At 70.2% G+C, this 17,491-nt stretch carries 20 protein-coding genes; 9 read left to right on the forward strand and 11 right to left on the reverse strand.

Features of this window, described 5'->3' with window-relative positions; all coding sequences use genetic code 11:
• Positions 1-39: 39 nt before the first annotated feature.
• Positions 40-690 carry an O-methyltransferase gene (locus AC069I_RS00630; RefSeq protein ID WP_478228372.1) on the forward strand — a complete coding sequence of 217 codons (651 nt, stop codon included), beginning with the start codon at positions 40-42 and terminating at the stop codon, positions 688-690.
• 23 nt (positions 691-713) lie between these two features.
• Here AC069I_RS00630 and AC069I_RS00635 read toward each other — a convergent pair whose 3' ends face one another.
• Positions 714-1,949, reverse strand: a complete 1,236-nt coding sequence (locus AC069I_RS00635) for an MFS transporter (protein WP_478265144.1) — start codon at positions 1,947-1,949, stop codon at positions 714-716.
• A 105-nt stretch (positions 1,950-2,054) separates the two neighbouring features.
• Between AC069I_RS00635 and AC069I_RS00640 the strand changes: the two genes are divergently transcribed.
• Complete coding sequence (locus AC069I_RS00640; protein ID WP_478228465.1) at positions 2,055-2,939, forward strand: LysR family transcriptional regulator; 885 nt, start codon at positions 2,055-2,057, stop codon at positions 2,937-2,939.
• Positions 2,940-3,008: 69 nt separating this feature from the next.
• Positions 3,009-3,620 carry a phosphatase PAP2 family protein gene (locus tag AC069I_RS00645; protein ID WP_478264573.1) on the forward strand — a complete coding sequence of 204 codons (612 nt, stop codon included), beginning with the start codon at positions 3,009-3,011 and terminating at the stop codon, positions 3,618-3,620.
• Between the two features lie 7 nt (positions 3,621-3,627).
• Here AC069I_RS00645 and AC069I_RS00650 read toward each other — a convergent pair whose 3' ends face one another.
• Positions 3,628-5,091: a leucyl aminopeptidase family protein gene (locus AC069I_RS00650; RefSeq protein ID WP_478264574.1), complete on the reverse strand. Its 1,464-nt coding sequence runs from the start codon at positions 5,089-5,091 to the stop codon at positions 3,628-3,630.
• A 90-nt stretch (positions 5,092-5,181) separates the two neighbouring features.
• Entirely contained in the window at positions 5,182-5,349 is a 168-nt protein-coding gene (locus tag AC069I_RS00655) for a DUF3117 domain-containing protein (protein WP_005155393.1), read from the reverse strand.
• 195 nt (positions 5,350-5,544) lie between these two features.
• Here AC069I_RS00655 and AC069I_RS00660 point away from each other — a divergent pair, with 195 nt between their 5' ends.
• Complete coding sequence (locus tag AC069I_RS00660; RefSeq protein WP_126736366.1) at positions 5,545-6,339, forward strand: enoyl-CoA hydratase/isomerase family protein; 795 nt, start codon at positions 5,545-5,547, stop codon at positions 6,337-6,339.
• A gap of 46 nt (positions 6,340-6,385) precedes the next feature.
• On the opposite strand, the gene AC069I_RS00665 is transcribed toward AC069I_RS00660, so the two are convergent.
• From AC069I_RS00665 to AC069I_RS00695, 7 genes are read right to left on the reverse strand one after another with little or no spacing between them, the layout of a single operon-like run.
• The gene (locus AC069I_RS00665; RefSeq protein WP_478264575.1) at positions 6,386-6,958 is read right to left on the reverse strand and encodes a DNA-3-methyladenine glycosylase I; all 573 of its coding nucleotides are present in this window, start codon (positions 6,956-6,958) and stop codon (positions 6,386-6,388) included.
• Entirely contained in the window at positions 6,951-7,400 is a 450-nt protein-coding gene (locus AC069I_RS00670) for an SRPBCC family protein (protein WP_478230800.1), read from the reverse strand. Before AC069I_RS00670 ends, AC069I_RS00665 begins: the two co-directional genes overlap by 8 nt.
• Positions 7,397-7,699, reverse strand: coding sequence for a DivIVA domain-containing protein (locus AC069I_RS00675; RefSeq protein ID WP_478230801.1), 303 nt, complete (start codon positions 7,697-7,699; stop codon positions 7,397-7,399). Before AC069I_RS00675 ends, AC069I_RS00670 begins: the two co-directional genes overlap by 4 nt.
• The gene (locus AC069I_RS00680) at positions 7,696-8,367 is read right to left on the reverse strand and encodes a permease prefix domain 1-containing protein (RefSeq protein ID WP_478230802.1); all 672 of its coding nucleotides are present in this window, start codon (positions 8,365-8,367) and stop codon (positions 7,696-7,698) included. Before AC069I_RS00680 ends, AC069I_RS00675 begins: the two co-directional genes overlap by 4 nt.
• Complete coding sequence (locus AC069I_RS00685) at positions 8,364-9,014, reverse strand: permease prefix domain 1-containing protein (protein WP_478264576.1); 651 nt, start codon at positions 9,012-9,014, stop codon at positions 8,364-8,366. Before AC069I_RS00685 ends, AC069I_RS00680 begins: the two co-directional genes overlap by 4 nt.
• Positions 9,011-9,676, reverse strand: coding sequence for a permease prefix domain 1-containing protein (locus tag AC069I_RS00690; protein WP_478264577.1), 666 nt, complete (start codon positions 9,674-9,676; stop codon positions 9,011-9,013). The genes AC069I_RS00685 and AC069I_RS00690 overlap by 4 nt, the downstream gene beginning before the upstream one ends.
• Complete coding sequence (locus tag AC069I_RS00695; protein ID WP_005155407.1) at positions 9,673-9,999, reverse strand: helix-turn-helix transcriptional regulator; 327 nt, start codon at positions 9,997-9,999, stop codon at positions 9,673-9,675. The genes AC069I_RS00690 and AC069I_RS00695 overlap by 4 nt, the downstream gene beginning before the upstream one ends.
• Positions 10,000-10,139: 140 nt before the next feature.
• Between AC069I_RS00695 and AC069I_RS00700 the strand changes: the two genes are divergently transcribed.
• From AC069I_RS00700 to cydC, 4 genes are read left to right on the forward strand one after another with little or no spacing between them, the layout of a single operon-like run.
• Positions 10,140-11,318, forward strand: a complete 1,179-nt coding sequence (locus AC069I_RS00700) for a cytochrome ubiquinol oxidase subunit I (RefSeq protein WP_478230805.1) — start codon at positions 10,140-10,142, stop codon at positions 11,316-11,318.
• Positions 11,319-11,321: 3 nt separating this feature from the next.
• Positions 11,322-12,314, forward strand: a complete 993-nt coding sequence (locus AC069I_RS00705) for a cytochrome d ubiquinol oxidase subunit II (protein WP_478230806.1) — start codon at positions 11,322-11,324, stop codon at positions 12,312-12,314.
• Between the two features lie 9 nt (positions 12,315-12,323).
• Positions 12,324-13,883 carry a thiol reductant ABC exporter subunit CydD gene (cydD, locus tag AC069I_RS00710; RefSeq protein WP_478264578.1) on the forward strand — a complete coding sequence of 520 codons (1,560 nt, stop codon included), beginning with the start codon at positions 12,324-12,326 and terminating at the stop codon, positions 13,881-13,883.
• The gene (cydC, locus tag AC069I_RS00715) at positions 13,880-15,430 is read left to right on the forward strand and encodes a thiol reductant ABC exporter subunit CydC (protein ID WP_478264579.1); all 1,551 of its coding nucleotides are present in this window, start codon (positions 13,880-13,882) and stop codon (positions 15,428-15,430) included. The genes cydD and cydC overlap by 4 nt, the downstream gene beginning before the upstream one ends.
• On the opposite strand, the gene AC069I_RS00720 is transcribed toward cydC, so the two are convergent.
• Complete coding sequence (locus AC069I_RS00720; protein ID WP_478264580.1) at positions 15,419-16,321, reverse strand: glucosyl-3-phosphoglycerate synthase; 903 nt, start codon at positions 16,319-16,321, stop codon at positions 15,419-15,421. The two genes, cydC and AC069I_RS00720, sit on opposite strands and share 12 nt — an antisense overlap.
• A 51-nt stretch (positions 16,322-16,372) precedes the next feature.
• Between AC069I_RS00720 and AC069I_RS00725 the strand changes: the two genes are divergently transcribed.
• Positions 16,373-17,047, forward strand: coding sequence for a lysophospholipid acyltransferase family protein (locus AC069I_RS00725; RefSeq protein ID WP_478264581.1), 675 nt, complete (start codon positions 16,373-16,375; stop codon positions 17,045-17,047).
• Positions 17,048-17,491 lie beyond the last annotated feature (444 nt).

Here is a 17,491-nt window from a genome sequence, read left to right on the forward strand (position 1 = left end):
CTTCGCTCTTTTGACGATAGGCAGCGCTAACCTCCGCGTGTGAATTCCGGGACGCATGCGGGCTCGCCTGCCGAGGCCGCCGACGCCGACCTCGTCGACGGATACGTCCCCGACGACGAGGTACTGGCCGCCGCGCGGGCGCGGTCGGCCGATCTGGGATGCGGTCCGCTGAGCGCGGGCGCGGGTGCGACTCTGCGTTTTCTCGCCACGACGCTGCGGGCGAAGGCTGTCGTCGAGGTCGGGACCGGGGCCGGGGTGAGCGGGTTGTGCCTGCTCGGCGGCATGGTCGACGACGGGATCCTCACCTCGATCGACATCGAGCCGGAGTACCACCGGGCGGCGCGGACGGCGTTCCGCGAGGCCGGCTACGCGCCGGGGCGGACCCGCCTGATCATGGGGCGCGCGCTCGACGTCCTCCCCCGGCTCACCCCCGGCGGCTACGACCTGGTGTTCGTCGATTCGGCGCCGGTCGAGTACCCGAGCTGCTACGAGAAGGCCGTCTCGCTGCTCCGGCCCGGCGGGATACTGGCATTCCACAACGTCTCGGGGTCCAGGGTGACCGATCCCTCACGACGTGATCCGGACACCCTCGCGCTGCGGGAGGTCGCGCGGGCCTTCCGTGAGGACGAGCGGCTGGTCCCGGCACTGTTGCCGGTGGGCGGCGGGCTGCTGGTCGCCGCGATCGCGTAGCAAGGGACCTTTGCTACCACTTTTCAGACCCGTTCCGTGAAGGCCTCCTTGCCTACCCTCAAAGTAGGGAAGGAGGCCTTCACGGACTTGGGGATCACCGCGACCACGGCCACCGCGGCGAGGGCCAGCCAGGCGGCGGTGAGCACGATCAGCCAGGTCCAGCCCGCGCGCCCGAAGACGGTCGTGCCGACGGCGCCGCCGATACTGCTGCCGAGGTAGTATGAAAGCGTGTAGAGCCCGCCTACCTGGCCTCGGGCGTTCTCGGGCGCCTCCGCGGCGGCCCAGCCGTTGGCGACGGCGTGCGCGGCGAAGAACGCGCCGGTCAGCACCACGAACCCGGCGACGACCATGGGCAGCGAGTCGGACAGCGTCAGCGCGGCGCCCGCGATCGTGAGCAGCAGGGCACCCGCGAGCGACCGGCGGCGGCCGAATCGGCCGACGAGCTTGCCCGCCGTCGCCGACGAGACCGAGCCCATCGCGTACGCGAGGAAGACGAGCGACGCGATCGCGGGCGAGAGGTTCAGCGGCTCACCGGTCAGGCGGAATCCGGCGGCGTTGTACAGCGCGACGAAGGAGCCCATCGCCAGCAGCGCGACCGCGTACTGGACCAACAGGACCGGCTTCCGCACCGCCGCGCCGAGCCCGGCCAATACCGCCCTGCCCTGCTCACCTAACCGCTCTGACCTGCGACGATCCGCGAAAGTGGTAGCAAAGGTCCCTTGCTCCCCCGGCGGCAGGGCCAGCACCGTGACCACCGTGCAGACCAGCCCGATCCCCGCGACCACGAGCAGCGCGCCGTGGTAGCCGAACGGTCCGGCGGTGAACCCGGCCGCGAGCCGTCCGATCATGCCGCCGATGGTGTTCCCGGCGATCATCGCGCCCACCGCCGCCGCGAGCCCGGCCTTGCCGAGCCGTTCCGCGAGGTAGGCGGCGGCCACTCCGGGGAACCCCGCGATCGCGACCCCCTGCAGCGCCCGAAGCACGAGCAGCGCCGGGTAGCTGGGCGCCAGCGGCAGCAGGAAACCGAACACGACCGACGCGACCACCGAAGCGATGATCACCGGACGCCGACCCACGACCTCGGAGAGCGCCGCGATGGGCAGGACGGCGATCGCGAGCGCACCGGTCGCGACACTCACCGCGAGCGAAGCGCCACCGGGATCGAGGTGATACTGCTCGGCCAGCTGCGGCAGCACCGGCTGCGGCGCGTAGAGCAGCGCGAACGAGGAGATCCCGGCCGCGGCGACGGCGATCGTCACGCGGCGGGTGGTTCCGGTGGCAGGCACGGTCCCGAAGCTAAGCCTGGCTAAACGATACGTCTAATACGCTCATCTGCCACAATCGATACCGTGCTGAATGAAAGGATGACCGCCCAGCTAGCCCCGCAGCTCGCGCTGCTCACCGCACTCCGCCGCACGACGAACGTCACACGCGCGGCCGAGCTGCTCGGTGTCCCCCAGCCCACGGTAAGCCGCCGGATCTCGGCGCTCGGCGAGGCCCTCGGCGCCCCTCTCACGGTCCCCGACGGCCGCGGCATCCGGCTCACCCGGGCCGCCGAGCTGCTGGCCGATGCCGCCGAACGTGCCCTCGCCGCCGTCGACGCCGGAGTCCGCCAAGCCCGCGAAGAGGTCGACCCCGAATCCGGGCACGTCGTCCTCGGCTTCCTGCACCTGCTCGGCAGGTCGCTGGTCCCCACGTTGCTCCGCGGCTACCGCGCGGACCATCCGGGCGTCCGGTTCACCCTGGTCCAGGGGTCACGTCAGGACATGGTCGACAGGCTGACCAGCGGAGAACTCGACCTCGCGCTGCTCGCGCCCGCACCCGTCGACGACCCGCTGCTCGACGCCGCCGTGCTCACCGAGCAGGAGATCTTCCTGTCCGTTCCGACGTCGCACCGCCTCGCCGACCGGCCCAGCGCCGCCATCGAGGACCTCAAGGACGAGGAATTCGTGCTCCTCGAAACCGGGTACGGACTCCGCACCATCACCGACGACCTGTGCGCCGCGGCCGGCTTCGAGCCGAAGATCGCCTTCGAAGGGCAGGAATCCGACACAGTCCGCGGGCTGGTCGCGGCCGGGCTCGGCGTCGCGCTGCTCCCCCGTTTCGAGCCGGGCAGCCCCGCGGGGGTCGTCGAAGTCCCGCTGGTGCCGCCGGTCGGGCGGACCATCGGGCTGGCCTGGCGGCGCGACGTGGTCCTGCCGCCCGCCGTGCTGCGGTTCCGTGAGCGAGTCCGCGCGCAGCCTTGGTGACGATCGTCAGGGTCGATCACTGCCGTTCGTCCACCCCGGCAGGGAAGCATTTTCGCTAACTTCGGGTGAATGTACGACGACATCGTGGAGTTGGCGAGTGAGAGCCCGAGCTGGCTTCAGGCGACGGGAATCCTGTTCACCGAGGCAGGACTACTCGCCTTCGCGGCGCTCTTCGCCTGGCTGTTGTGGCGGGCCCGCACCTCACCCGTCCGGCTGGCCGTGGCGCTGCTGCCGCCCGCCGCGACCGCGATCGCGTACTTGATCAGCGAAGGGGTGAAGAGCGTGATCCAGGAGGACCGGCCGTGCCGTCACCTGGTCACACTCGTCGAATGCCCGCCGACGGGCGACTGGTCCTTGCCGAGCAATCACTCCACGATCGCCGCGGCGGCCGCCGTCGGCTTGGCACTCGCTTGGCGCCGGCTCGCGCCGTGGGTGCTCCCGGGCGCCCTGCTGATGGGCTTCTCACGGGTGTTCGTCGGCGCGCATTACCCGCACGACGTGCTCGCCGGGCTCGTCCTCGGCTCGGTCACGGCATGGCTCGTGTTCCGGTACCTGAAGGGCCCGGCGACCGGGATCGCCCGACGGCTCACCGCCCATGCCGGAGACGCGCGGACCCAGCCCATGCCCAAGGTCGACCTGCGGGGCGGTAGCAAAGGTCCCTTGCTCCCGCCCCGCAGGTAACCGCGGGTCAGGCGTAGGAAGCGACCAGTTCGACCAGCGTCCGCGCCGCGAAACCGGTGGCCCCGGGCACGACGTCGGCGTAGGTCTTGTCGGCCCGCGCGGGGCCGGCGATGTCGAGATGCGCCCACGGCACGTCGCCGACGAACTCCCGCAGGAACAGCGCCGCGACGATGCCGCCGGGACCACCCGGCGCCTGCCGGACGTCACCGAGCGAGCCCTGCACGGATTCGGCCAGATCCTCCAGCAGCGGCATCCGCCACCACGCCTCGCCGACCCGCTCGCCCGCCTTCGTGACCCGCTCCGCGAGCGCGTCTTCGGTGGCGAAGACGCCGCCGGTGCGGACGCCGAGCGAGACCTTCATGGCGCCGGTCAGGGTCGCCGCGTCGATCACCGCGTCCGGCTTGTGCTTCTTGATGCCGTAGACGAGCGCGTCGGCCAGGACCATGCGGCCCTCGGCGTCGGTGTTGCCCACCTCGGTGGTCTTGCCGCCGTAGTGCCGGACGATGTCGCCGGGCCGGTACGACGAACCGGACACGTGGTTTTCGGCGGCGGGCACCAGCCCGGTCACCTTGACCGGCAGGCGCAGCGCCGCGATGGCACGGACCGCGGCGATGATCGCCGCGCCGCCCGCCATGTCGGTGCGCATGAGGTGCATGCCATCGGCCGGTTTGATCGAAAGACCGCCGGTGTCGAAGGTGATGCCCTTGCCGACCAGCAGCAGATGCGTCGTCGCTCCGCGCGGCCGGTACTCCAGCTCGATCAGCCGCGGCGGCGCGGCCGACCCGCCGCCGACGGCGAGGACGCCGCCGAAGCCCTGCTCGGCCAGCCACTTCTCGTCCCGCGCCGTCACGGTCAGGTTCGGGATGCCACCGGCGGCCCGGGCGGCCGTGTCAGCGAGCCAAGCGGGGGTTTTGACGTTCGACGGCGTGTTCGCCAGGTCGCGCGCGAACGCGGCAGCCGCGGCGAGTTCGCGGACCCGCTCCAAGGCGTCCACGGCGTGCTCGTGACGTGTGATCAAGCGCACGGTCCGCAGGCTCGGCTTGGGGTCCTCGGCCGTCACCGTGAACCGGTAACCGCCGAGCAGCAGCCCGAACGCGAGTTCCTCGACGTGCTCGGCGCCCGCGTCCTCGCGCAGCTCGACGGCGAAGGCGCGGAACGCCTTCTGCCCAGCCTTGACGTCTTCTTCCAGCGCCGACGAGACGGCGCGGACCAGCGCGGCGCCGGCCTTGCGGTACTGCTTCGGCTCACCGTCGCCGACACCCGCCAGCCAGCGGACACCGCCGGTCGGCACGGTCTGCACGTCACCGGCCTTGCCGGTGGGCCGCACGCCGCCGATCTCCGCGAGTCCGGCGTCACCGTCCTCTTCGGACGGCGCGGCGACCAGCGTGGCCAGCGGCGTACCGCGCCTTAGGTCGTCCGAGACCTCGAGTTCGAGCAGCTTCCCCGGAACGGGGGGTAGCGGGTTACGCACAGTGAGCGACCTCCGGGCGCAGATGAACCGCGACCCCGGCCTCCGAGGGGAGACCGGGGTGCGGGTGGTTGAACGTTGGTGCGGTCCGGCTCAGCCGGTGACCTCCTGCAAGGCCGCGCCGAGATCCTTCGCTTCTTCCGCGGAGAGTTCGACGACGAGGCGCCCACCACCTTCGAGTGGTACGCGCATCACGAGGCCCCGCCCCTCCTTAGTCACTTCGAGGGGACCATCTCCGGTCCGGGGCTTCATGGCCGCCATAGCGTGCTCCCTCCGTCTCAACCGGCGCGCCCGGGTCGCGCTCGTCAAAGCCAGCCGGGTCTACTGTCCATTGTCCCTCATCAGCGGCCGAGCGCGAACGCGGACCGATCTTTTGCCGCCGTATCGGTGCTGGTATGCGACTCGCGAGGCTGAAAGACTCGTCTCCGACCGCAGTTTCGCCGACTAGGAGATCCCGTGACCACATCCGACGTTCTGCTGACCGCCGACGCCGATGGCGTGCGCACCTTCACGCTGAACCGGCCGCAGGCGTACAACTCGCTGACCGTCGAACTCAAGGAACTGCTGCTGGCGGGCCTGACCGAGGCCGCGGCCGACGACAGCGTCCGCGCGGTCGTACTGACCGGCTCGGGCAAGGCGTTCTGCGCCGGGCAGGACCTGAAGGAGCACGTCGGCCTGCTGCAGGCGGGTGACCCCGCGCCGCTACACACGGTCAAGGAGCACTACAACCCGATCGTCAAGACCATCGTCGGGATGCCGAAGCCGGTCATCGCGGCGGTGAACGGCCCCGCGGCCGGCGCGGGCGCGGCCTTCGCGTACGCGAGCGACCTCCGGATCGCCGCGACGTCGGCGAACTTCCTGATGGCGTTCGCGAACGTCGGCCTCGGCCCGGACTCGGGCGCGTCGTGGACGCTGCAGCGGCTGATCGGTCTCGGCCGAGCGGCGGAACTGATGCTGCTGGCGCGCACGGTCGACTCCGCTGAAGCGCTGACACTCGGCCTGGTCAGCGAGGTCGTTCCGGACGAGGAACTGGCCGCCCGCGCGCAGAAGGTCGCCGCGAAGCTCGCGGCCGGCCCGACGGTCGCGTACGCGAAAATCAAGAACGTCCTGTCGGTCGCCGCCGAGTCGTCCCTCGAAACCGCGCTGGCGGCCGAGGACGAGGCCCAGACCGCGCTCGGCGCGACCGCCGACCACACCGAGGCCGTCGAGGCCTTCGTGGGCAAGCGCAAGCCGAACTTCCAGGGCAAGTAGCCGCTGGGTCGTGAGTGGCGATTCGGGTTCTAACCCGAATCGCCACTCACGACCGGGCCCGGAAACAGTCCTTCACGTGGTCGTCGACCATCCCCGTCGCCTGCATCAGCGCGTAACAGGTCGTCGGCCCGAGGAACACGAAGCCGCGCTTCTTGAGTTCCTTCGCCATCGCCTTCGACTCGTCGGTGATCGCCGGGACGTCCGCCATCCGCCGCGGCCGGGTATGCGAGGAAGGCGCGAACGACCACAGCAGGTCGTCCAGCGAACCGTCGAGTTCCTCGATCGCCCGCGCGTTGTTGATCGCCGCCAGGATCTTGGCCCGGTTCCGCACGATCGAAGCGTCTTCCATGAGCCGGGCAACGTCGTCGTCGGTGAAGACGGCGACCTTCTCCGGCACGAATCCGGCGAACGCCTCCCGGAAGGACTCGCGTTTCCGCAGGATCGTGATCCACGAAAGCCCGGACTGGAACGACTCCAGGCACAGACGCTCGTACAGTTCCTCGTCGCCGTGGAGCGGGACACCCCATTCGGTGTCGTGGTACTCGACGTAGTCCAGGGCCGAGTTGCCCCACGAACACCGCTTGATCCCGTCCGCGCCCAGCAGACCCGCCTCAGCCAACCCGATACCCCTCCGCGTACTTCACGAATCTCTGCAGGCAAAGCCGCAGCCCCAGTTCGAACCCCGGTTTCGCGACCGGCCAGCCGAGCCGCCCGACGACGCCGAACGGCGGCCGCAGATGCTCCGCCCAGACGAACGTCGACGCGTGCGGCCCCTTTTCGATCACCTGGAACACCCCGGTGCCCCGCACGATCTTGCCGGTATGCCGCACGACGCAGCGCAGCGGCGGTTCCCAGCTGGTGATCTCCATGGTGTCGGTGAACCCGATCCCGGCCACGCCGGTGAACGCCGACAGTTTCGAGCCCACGCTACGCCCGTTGCCTTCGACGACCTCGACCTCGGTGCCGAGCATCCATTCGCCCTGGCGTTCCCAATCGGTCAGGGCGAGCCAAGCCGTCCCGGCCGGTACCGCGACGTCGACGGAGACGACGACATCGGTCACCTGGCGGCCTCGCGCTCGGCCTCCAGCTCGGCCACCTTGGCGCGCAGCTCCTCGATCTCGACGCCGAGCCGCCGCATCACCCAGTCCACTTCGGACATCTTGTAGCCGCGCAGCACCATCTGGAAGCGGACGGCGTGGACGTCCTCGGCGGTGATGTCCTCGGCGGGCAGCCTGGTCGGCGAACTGCCGGGCGGCAGCGGGGCCAGCTCCTCACCCCGGCCGAACACCACGGCGGCCAGCAGAAACACCACGGCGGCCACCAGCAGCATGACTACGAGATAGATCAGGGCGGTCGTCACGTCACGATCGTGGCACACGAACGCCACGATCGTCGCGCCAGCAACGCGAGTCGCACGCTGACCACCACCCAGAGCACCATGAGGATCCCGCACGGCACCGACAGGAACAGCCTCGACGCGTCGATGAACCCGGTGGCGATCACCAGCAGCGCCACCGAAAGCAGATTCAGCCCGACGGCCTCGCCGATCAGCACGCCGGCGGTCTTGACCAGCCGGGTGCCGTCCATCCGCCGGGACAGCCAGCGCATGGAGACGAGGGCGATCACGCCCAGCACCGGCACGATGAAGACCGAACCGTGGGTGAACTGGGCGATGTACTTGTACCAACCCGGCGTCGGCGCGAGCTGCGACCAGTCGCCGAAGGTCCATTTCCGGGCGAGCTCCCAGGCGAGCTGCATCAGCGGCACGCCGAGGATCAGTTTCCACAGGGTGCGGGTGCCGCTGTGCATACCCAATTCGGCCTGGTAGTCCCTGGCGATGAGGTGCACCGGCCCGAAGTCGGCGACGGCGCGCCGCTGCGCCTCGTGTTCGCTCCAGCCGCCGTCGCGGTACGCGTCCGCCGCGTCGTTGAGCCCGTCGCGCGCCTCGCGCAGCAGATCCCGTTTCGCCGACGCCGGGCCGTCCAGCCGCGTGCGCAGCTCCCCGAGGTAGGCCTCGATCACTGTCATGCCGTGGTTCTCCAACTCCGCGCGGCGACCGTGAGCCGCATGCTGAACAGGATCCAGGTCCCGGACAGGACCGCGCACGGCACGCTGACGAGCAGGCGGGCGGGCTCCAGAAGTCCGGTCGCGCCGCCGTAGGTCGCGACCGCGACGAGGTTCAAGCCCACGGCCGCGGCCAGCGTCCACGAGACCACGCGCGCGACCGGCGGACCGGCCGTCCGCCGCGAGAGCAGCCGTGCCGCGAGCAGCCCGGCGATCGCGACGGCCGGGGACAGCGCCGCCAGCGTGTCGGCCACGCCGATCGCGCGGTGGTACCAGGACGGCGGAGCGCCGAGCCGCGACCAGTCGGCGAAGACCCGCGCCAGATCCCAGGCGAGGATCAGCAGCGGGACACCGGCGATCAGCTCCCACAGCACGCGGATGTCCCGCCGGAGACCCAGTTCCACCTGGTAGTCGCGAGCGATCAGGTCTGCGGGGCCGAAGTCCGCGACGGCACGGCGTTCGGCTTCGGCTTGGTCGGCACCGCCCGCGCGATAGGCGTCGGCCGCGTCGACCAGACCGTCCCTCGCCTCGGTGAGCAGATCGGCTTTCGCCGCCGACGGCCCGCGCAGCCTGCCGTCGAGATCGCCGATGTAGGCCTCGATCGCGTTCATGCGGCGAGCGCGCGCCGGGACCGGAAGGCGGGCGCGAGCAACCAAAGACTGAACGCCGCCCAGCCCGCCGCCAGCACGTTGCACGCCAGGCTCACGTTCATCCTGGACGGATCGAGGGCAGCGGTGCCCACGGTGAGCAGCAGCAGCGCCAGCAGGTTCGTGCTCGCCGCGGCGCCCACCGTCCACCGCGTCACCTTCCCCAGCCTGACGCTGTCGAGCCTGCGCCCCAGCCGCCGGGCACCGAAAAGCGCGACCACGCCGATCAGCGGCGGAACGATGACCAGGACGCCGAAGAGTTCGATGACGGACATGTACCACTCCGGGTTCGGCTTCCCCGAACGGCTCCAGTCGCCATAGGTCCAGATCCGCGCCAGCTCCCAGCTCATCTGAATCAGCGGGATTCCGACGATGACCTTCCACAGGGTGCCGATGTCACCGCGCAACGCCAGCTCGGCCTGATAGTCGCGCGCGATCAGGGCGACCGGGCCGAAGTCGGCGACCGCACGACGTTCGGCTTCCGCCTCGTCGACGCCACCCTCGCGATACGCCTCGGCCGCGTCGACCAGACCGTCCCTGGCCTCGATGAGCAGATCGGTCTTCGCCCTCGGCGACCCGTTCAGCCGCCTGCCCAGATCGCCGATGTAGCCGTCGATCGCGCTCATGCCGTGCTCCCCCCGAGGACACCACCGATCACGGTGGTGAACTCCTGCCACTCCGCCCGTTCCGCGGCCAGTGCCTTCTGTCCTGAGCGCGTGAGCTTGTACGTACGACGTTTGCGGCCGGACACGACGTCCCATTCGCTGGCGAGGAATCCGGCGCGCTCCAAACGGCGAAGCGCCGGGTAGACGGTGCCCGTCGGCAGGTCGAGCGCACCGTCACTGCGGAGCTGGAGCGCCTCGATGATGGCGTACCCGTGCAGCTTCCGGCCGTCGAGGACGGCGAGGAGCAGCGCGTCGAGGTGCCCGCGCAGACTGTCGGCCTTCATAGATAGACAGTCTACACATCGCCGCATACCAGGGTAGCCGGGACTTTCCCGGACCGGCCTCAGGGAATGTCCCCGAGATCACCCCGATTTCATAGATTTAGTGGCTACATGTAGGCAGCCTACGTATACAGTGCCTCGACATGGACGCACTCCCGATCGCGAGACTCCAGTTCGCGACGACGACCTCGTTCCACTTCCTGTTCGTACTGCTCACACTGGGGCTCGTGACACTCGTCGCGGTGATGCAGACACGCTCCGCGTTCGGCGGCAAGCCGGAATTCACGCGGATGACTCGTTTCTGGGGCAAGCTTTACGTGATCAATTACGCGCTGGGAATCGTCACCGGAATCGTGATGGAATTCCAGTTCGGACTCACCTGGACCGGCCTGTCCGCGGTCGCGGGCGACGTCTTCGGCGCACCGCTGGCCATCGAGACGCTGGTGGCCTTCTTCGCCGAATCGACCTTCCTGGGGCTCTGGATCTTCGGCTGGGGGCGGCTGAACAAATGGGTCCACCTGACGCTGATCTGGCTGGTCACGCTGACCGCGTACGCCTCGGCGCTGTTCATCATGGTGGCCAACTCGTTCCTGCAGAACCCGGTCGGCACGCACGCCGAGAACGGCGTGCTCGAACTCGACGACTTCGGCGCGCTGTTCACCAACCCGGCGCTGACGATGTCGCTGCCGCACGTGCTGAGCGCGGCGCTGATGACCGGCGGCTTCTTCGTGGTCGGCGTCAGCGCGTACCACTTCATCAAGCGCACCGAGGAGATCGAGTTCTTCCGGCGTTCGATGCGGGTCGGCGTACTCGCCTCACTGATCGGCAGCACACTGGTGATCAACTTCGGTTTCGGCCAGTTCGGCCCGCTCGGTGACTACCATCCCGGCAAGCTCGACGGAGCGGATCCCCTGGTCGGCGCCTCACTGGGCTTCATGATCCAGATCGGGTTCATCGCCTTCTTCGCTTCGCTCCTCGGCACGGTGCTGCTGTTCCGGAACTGGATCACCAAGGTGCGGCCGCTGCTGTACGTGATGGTGCTGGCCATCCCGCTGCCGTTCGTCGCGGCGATCCTCGGCTGGCTGGTGCGGGAGATCGGCCGCCAGCCGTGGCTGATCCGCGGGCAGCTGACCACCGCCGACGCCGTCGCGGCGATCCCGGCGGGGCAGATCCTGTTCTCCTTCATCGCTTTCACCCTGTTGTTCCTGGTGCTCGCGATCGCCGACTGGGTGCTGATGTCACGGGTCGCGAAACGCGGCCCGGAACCCGTCGAAGAGGCGGCCGCGCCCCGTGCCGAGCTTCCCGTTCTGAGCGGAGTCTGACCGATGGTGATCCTCTGGTGGTGCGTGCTCGGTTTCCTGACCGCCGGCTATTTCGCGCTGGCCGGCTACGACTACGGCGTCGGCATGCTGCTCGGCAGGCTCGGCCGTGACGAGACAGGGCGGCGGCGCGTGCTCGGCGCCTTCGGCCCGTTCTTCCTGGCCAACGAGGTGTGGCTGGTGGCCGCGGTCGGTGTCCTGTTCGGCGCTTTCCCGCATCTGGAAGGAAAAGTGTTCGCCGGGGCGTATCTCCCGGTCGTCACCCTGCTGCTCGGGCTGGTCACCTTCACCGCGGCGGTGCAGCTGCGCAGCAGGCGGCCGGACGCGGGCCGCGGTGCCTGGACGCTGGCGATCACCGTCGGCGCCTGGGTGACGGCGGTGTCCTGGGGTGTGTTCCTCGGCAATCTCGTCCTCGGGCTCCCGCTCGACGCGGCCGGGAAACCGACCGGCGACGTCCTCGCGGTATTCAGCCCGTACGCGCTGCTCTGGGGCGCGGGGTTCGTCGCCTTGTTCGCCTTGCAGGGCGCGGCTTTCCTCGCCGTTCGGGCGCCCGCCGAGCTCACCGCCCGCGCGAACCGGATCGCCAAGGCGCTGCTCGCACCGTCGCTCGCGTTCCTGGTCGTGGCGGTCGGCTGGGGCGCCGTCGAGACCACCGCGTCGTGGTCCGTGCTGCCCGCGATCGTGCTGGCGTTCGGCGCGCTGGGCGTCGCGGCAGCGGCTTTGCGCGCCGGACGACACAAGACGGCGCTGGTCGCCACGATGACGCTGTCCGCGGCACCGGTGCTGGCCGTCGGTACGGCACGTCTGCCGGACGCGCTAGTGTCCTCTGTGGACGGAGGGTTCTCGTTGAGCCTGGCGGAAGCGGCCACCAGTACCGAGATGCTCGGCCTGCTCACGTTCGTCCTGCCTCCGGCGTTGGTGGCGATCGCCGCCGTGCAATGGGTGACCTGGCGTAAGCACGACAGCCGGGTCGACCAGCGCTCGCTGCTGCACTTCTAGGAGCTTGAGATGCCTCCCCTTCCCGGGCTGCGACGCCATTTCGGCGTACTGGCCGTCCTCGGAACGCTGACCGCCGCGGCGATCCTCGTCCAGGCCGACGGCCTCGCGACGCTGCTCACCGGCGGCGGGCTGACCTGGACTCTCGTGGCCGCCATCGCGGTGCGGGCGTTGCTCGCGGGCGTCCAGGGCTCCGTCGGCGGCCGGTTCGCGGCGACGGTCAAGGCCGGGCTGCGTAAACGGCTGCTCGGCGCGGACGTGGAGAAGCCCGGTGAGGTCGCGACCCTGGTGACCAAGGGGATCGACGCGGGCGACGGCTATCTGACCGGTTATCTGCCGACGGTGGTGCTGTCGGCGACCGTGCCGGTCGCGGTACTCGTCCGGCTGTTCGCCGCGGATCTGTCGTCGGCGCTGATCATCACCGCGACGCTGCCGCTGATCCCGGTGTTCGCGATCCTGGTCGGGCAGCACACCAAGGCGAAGACCGCCAAGCAGTGGTCGCTGCTTTCCCAGCTGGGCGGGCATTTCCTCGACGTCGTGCGCGGGCTCGGCACCCTCAAGGTGTTCGGCCGCGCGGAGGCGCAGGCGAAGACGGTGCGGGCGATGGCGGACGCGCACACCGACGCGACGATGCGCACGCTGCGGGTCGCGTTCCTGTCCGCGCTGGTACTGGAACTGGTGGCGACGCTTTCGGTGGCGCTGGTCGCGGTACCGATCGGTTTCCGGCTGCTCGAAGGCGGCATGGTCGTGCACACGGCGGTGCTGGTGCTGCTGCTCGCCCCGGAGGCGTACCTGCCGCTGCGGGCGGCCGGGGCGAAGTTCCATGCCAGCGCCGAAGGGCTCGCCACGTTGCGTGAGGCGCTGGCTGTGCGTTCGGAGGATGTCGTCCGCGGTTCGCGCGTGGCCGGCCGCGGTGCGCCGCGGATCGTGCTGGAGAAGGTGAGCGTCGCGTACGGCGACGAGATCGTACTGTCCGAAGTGGACATCACGATCGACTCGGGCGAGCACGTCGCGCTCGTCGGTCCCAGCGGTTCCGGGAAGAGCACGCTGTTGGCGGTCCTGCTGGGCTTCGTGACACCGACGTCCGGCCGGGTCCTCATCGATGGCGTCGAGCTGCGCGAACTGGATCCGGTCGCGTGGCGGGCCGGGGCGGCCTGGGTGCCGCAGCGGCCGACGTTGTTCACCGGGACCGTCGAGGAGAACATCGCCATGGGCCAGGTGCCGGAAGTCCAGGCCGCGGCACGCGCGGCGGCGTTCGACGAGGTCGTGCGCGGGTTGCCCGACGGCTACCGGACGCGGATCGGCGAACTGGGCGCCCCGCTTTCGGCCGGGCAGCGGCAACGGCTGGGTCTCGCCAGAGCACTGGCCCGCACGGAGGCGGGGCTCGCGCTGCTCGACGAGCCGACGGCCAGGCTCGACGCGGAGACCGAAGCCGCCGTGCTTGGCGCGACCCGCGAACTGCTCACCGGCCGGACCGCGGTGCTCGTGGCCCACCGGCCCGCGATGGCCGCACTGGCCACCCGCGTCCTCGAAGTCCACGAGGGCGCCGTACGAGAACGGGAACTGGTGTGAACGTCTGGGGTGCGTCCACAAAGGACGTCTTGCGACTGGTCCGTGCCGGGCTGATCGGGGCCGGGGCGGAGATCGCCGGGCTGGCGTTGATGGCCATGGCCGCTTGGCTGCTGCTGAAGGCGGCCGAACAGCCGCCGCTGGCGTCGCTCACGGTGGCGATCGTCGCCGTCCGGACGCTGGCGTTGCTGCGCGGCGGCCTGCGTTACGCGGAACGGCTCGCCGGGCACGAGGTCGTCCTGCGGTATCTCGGCGCCCTGCGGACCCGCGTGTACACGTCGTTGCTGCCGCACCGGGTCTCCCGGCATTCGGGCGGCGATCTCGTCACGCGGCTGGTGTCCGATGTGGACGCCGTGCAGGACGCGATCCTGCGGTGCCTGCTGCCCGCCGGTGTCGCCGCGTTCGTGGGTGCGGCGTCGACGACGGTCGCCCTGATCGCCAGCCCGGCCGCCGGGCTCGTGCTGGCGGTCGGGCTCGCCGTCGCGGGGATCGGCTTGCCGTGGTCGTGCGTGCGGATCACTCGCACGGCGGCGGAGAAGAGCGCTCCGGCCCGCGCGGACCTCGCCGAACGGTCGGTCGAGCTGATCACCGGGCGTCGGGAGCTGATCGCCTACGGTGTGCACGAGTCCACTGTGGACGCCGCGCACACCGCTGTCGACGCACTGGCGGTGCGGGACCGCGCGACAGCGAACCGCACGAGCCTGCTGACCGCGGCCGGGATCCTCGTTCAGCTGCTGACCTGCGTCACGATCGCGCTGACCGCCGGGGTTTCACCGCCGCTGACGGCGGCACTGGCCCTCGGGGCGCTGGCCGTGTTCGAGCTGGTCCTACCCCTGATCGCGGCCGCCCAGCGCTGGATCGAGGTCCGCGCGTCGGCCGAGCGGGTGCGCTCGCTGCTGACGGAACCGCCGCCCGCACGCGGCACCGTGGCGCCCGAGCCTGGGCATCTGCGGCTCGAAGGGGTCGGCGTTCGGTTCGAGGGCAGGGCCCCCGCGCTGGACGGCGTCGACCTCGACCTTCCGCCGGGCAAGCGGGTCGGGATCGTGGGGCCGAGCGGGGCCGGGAAGACGACGTTGCTGAACGTACTGCTGGGTTCCGTGGCGCCGACGTCCGGGCGCGCTCTGCTGAACGGGAAACCACTGGAGACCTACGACCCGACGCTGCTGCCGTCGGTGATCACGGGCGCGCTCGCGGACGCGCACGTCTTCCACACGACGGTCCGGGAGAACCTGCTGCTCGCGAAGCCCGGCTCTTCCGACGCCGAACTGCTCGACGCGTGCGCTACGGCCGGTTTCGACCTGCCGCTGGATCGCGAAGTCGGCTCAGACGGCGACTCGCTGTCCGGCGGGCAACGCCAGCGGCTCGTGCTCGCTCGGGCGGTGCTGGCCGCGCCGCCGGTGCTCGTGCTGGACGAGCCTGTCGAAGGGCTGGACCCTGAGCACGGCGACGCCGTCCTGGCGGACGTGCTCGCGGCCGCGCGCGGCACCGTCGTCCTGGTGACGCATCGTGAGTCGCAGGTCGCCGGGTTCGACGAAGTCCTACGTCTGTAGGTCGCGCACGTCCCGCATCGGCGGCCGGTCACTCACCGACACCTCGGCGACGTCCGGCAGCCATTCGTCACCTACTTGCGCGAACTGGGTGAGCTGGGCCGGGTCGTCCGACTTGATGCCGCAGCGCGCGAGCGCCGTCCCGAGGATTTGGCGCGCCATCACCCCGAGCTGAAGCAGCGAGCGGTTGCGATGCTTGCGTACACCGAGATTGACCTGCGCGAGCCCTTCGAGGCCGTAGCGCGCTTCGGCGTCGAGAATGAGCCCGATCTCGACGCCGTACCCGGCCGCGAAGGGCACTGATTCGAGGAACTCGCGCGTCGCGGCGTACTCGCCTCCAAGGGGCTGAATGAGCCCGGAGAGCGAAGGGCGCAGCGCCGAGAGGACCGGTCGTGCCAGCAACTCGGTGACCCGGCCGCCGCCGCTGCTCTCCAGCCGCAGCGGCCGCCGGTAGAACCCTTTGACCAGGTGGACGCCGGTTTCGCAGAGCAGGGGCCCGAGCAGGGTCGGCACGAACGCCGGATCCGGGTCGACGAGGTCGGAGTCGAGGAACACGACGACGTCACCGGTCGTCGCGGCCAGCGACCGCCACAGCACCTCGCCCTTGCCCGGCACCGGCGGCAGCTCGGGGAGCACGTCCTCGCGGTGCACCACGCGCGCGCCGGCGCGGGCGGCGAGCTCGGCGGTGGCGTCGGTGGACCCGGAATCCATCACGATCAGCTCGTCGACGACCGTGCCCAGCAACGGCCGGACCGTCCCCACGACCTCGGCGACGGTGTCCTCTTCGTCGAGTGCCGGTAGCACGACCGAAACCGTCCGGTCACCCTTCGCAGCGACGATGTCATCGACCGTCCAGCCGGGGTTCTGCCACGTACGCCGCTCGAACCAACTCATGAGTAGTGATCGTGCCATGCTGGAGTCCGACACCCTGTCGATGGAGGAACCTTGCTACCGCTACTCGTCCGATTCGTGCTCGGCCCGCTGGTCAGAGCGCTGTACCGCCCCGAGATCCGCGGCGTGGAGAACATTCCCGCCACCGGGCCGGTGCTGCTGGCACCCAACCACCGGGCGGCGCTGGACACCGGCGTGATCACTTTCACGGCGATGCGGCAGGTCAAGTTCCTCGGCAAGGCGGAGTACTTCACCGATCGCGGGCTCAAGGGCAAACTGATGGCCGGTTTCCTGGGCGGCCTCGGCTACGTCCCGGTCGAACGCGGCAACGCGCAAGCCGGCCTCGCCGCGCTGGAAGCGGCACGGAAGGTGCTCGACGCGGGCGGCGCGTTCGCGATCTACCCCGAAGGCACCCGCTCGCTGGACGGGCGGCTGCACCGCGGCCACACCGGTGTCGCGGCCCTGGCGCTGGCGACCGGCGCGAAGGTCGTGCCCGTCGCGCTTTCCGGGACCGAATACCTGCAGCCCGCCGGGAAGCGGATCCCGCGGCGGGCGAAGATCACCGTCACCTACGGTTCGCCGCTGGACTTCTCCCGGTACGAGGGGCAGGACTCGTCGCCGGCGATCCGGCGCTCGGTGACCGACGAGATCATGTACGCGATCCTGGAGCTTTCGGGGCAGGAGTACGTCGACTCGTACCACAAACGGCCTGATCAGAGCGCTGCCTGACGGTCGAGCCGGGCCGAAGTGGTAGCAAAGGTCCCTTGCTACCCCTGCTGCTCGCGGGAGTTGGACTCTGCCGGGCGCGGCTGGTCTGGGTGAAGTGCTGTGAAGGCCAGCCACCCCAAGCGCACCAGTGACCCCACACGCCACAAGCAACGCGCGTGAAGGCCCCTTCACAGCGCTAGGCGCAATGAAGGGGGCTTCATGTACCGAGGCAGCACCCGCAGGAGTCCCACTAGCCACGGCAAGCAGGCCTCAGGGTCCCGGCAACAGCGATTGGTGAGGGGTACAGCGAACGCGGCATGGGGCGCGGTCCGGCACACGACTTCACCGGAACTCAACGGAGCGAAGCCATCAGGTGGGTCGTGGGGGGGGTTTTTGGTTGGAACCCCAAAAACCCCCCCCCCCCCCCCCCACCCACCCCCCCGGGCGCACGGGGTTTCGCGAGAC

The organism is Amycolatopsis sp. NPDC043885 (assembly GCF_056435685.1).

Bases quoted from the DNA above. Each gene is read 5' to 3' on its own strand.
- AC069I_RS00640 (WP_478228465.1), top strand. From the start codon at position 2,055: ATGACCGCCCAGCTAGCCCCGCAGCTCGCGCTGCTCACCGCACTCCGC.
- AC069I_RS00645 (WP_478264573.1), top strand. From the start codon at position 3,009: ATGTACGACGACATCGTGGAGTTGGCGAGTGAGAGCCCGAGCTGGCTT.
- AC069I_RS00655 (WP_005155393.1), bottom strand. From the start codon at position 5,349: ATGGCGGCCATGAAGCCCCGGACCGGAGATGGTCCCCTCGAAGTGACT.
- AC069I_RS00680 (WP_478230802.1), bottom strand. From the start codon at position 8,367: ATGACAGTGATCGAGGCCTACCTCGGGGAGCTGCGCACGCGGCTGGAC.
- AC069I_RS00685 (WP_478264576.1), bottom strand. From the start codon at position 9,014: ATGAACGCGATCGAGGCCTACATCGGCGATCTCGACGGCAGGCTGCGC.
- AC069I_RS00690 (WP_478264577.1), bottom strand. From the start codon at position 9,676: ATGAGCGCGATCGACGGCTACATCGGCGATCTGGGCAGGCGGCTGAAC.
- AC069I_RS00695 (WP_005155407.1), bottom strand. From the start codon at position 9,999: ATGAAGGCCGACAGTCTGCGCGGGCACCTCGACGCGCTGCTCCTCGCC.
- AC069I_RS00700 (WP_478230805.1), top strand. From the start codon at position 10,140: ATGGACGCACTCCCGATCGCGAGACTCCAGTTCGCGACGACGACCTCG.
- AC069I_RS00705 (WP_478230806.1), top strand. From the start codon at position 11,322: ATGGTGATCCTCTGGTGGTGCGTGCTCGGTTTCCTGACCGCCGGCTAT.
- cydD (WP_478264578.1), top strand. From the start codon at position 12,324: ATGCCTCCCCTTCCCGGGCTGCGACGCCATTTCGGCGTACTGGCCGTC.
- AC069I_RS00720 (WP_478264580.1), bottom strand. From the start codon at position 16,321: ATGAGTTGGTTCGAGCGGCGTACGTGGCAGAACCCCGGCTGGACGGTC.